This window comes from Klebsiella sp. K47 (assembly GCF_051858335.1).
Lineage (GTDB): Bacteria > Pseudomonadota > Gammaproteobacteria > Enterobacterales > Enterobacteriaceae > Klebsiella > Klebsiella pneumoniae.
Window position 1 is genome coordinate 1 of record NZ_JBPYUI010000636.1, and the last position, 206, is coordinate 206.

A 206-nucleotide genomic window follows, 5' to 3' on the forward strand; every position below is an offset into this window, starting at 1 on the left:
TCATCAATGAAGTCTTTGATGATTGGTCTAAATAATTTCTTCTGCCAACGATATACATTTTCAAAGATCCGCTCAAACTGGTTCTTTTGTATCTCGACGTAGGCCATCAAGGCTGAAAAAATATGATTCAAAATCAGTTTAGATCGTCTTACTTGAAACTTTTCAATATGACAAACCTGTTTAATCACTCGGTGATATTGTTCTAT

The 206-nt window shown here is 33.5% G+C and carries 1 pseudogene; it reads right to left on the minus strand.

Annotation, left to right across the window (positions count from 1 at the left end):
* Positions 1-206: pseudogene (locus tag RRF55_RS29505) on the minus strand (IS701 family transposase); the annotation flags it as partial.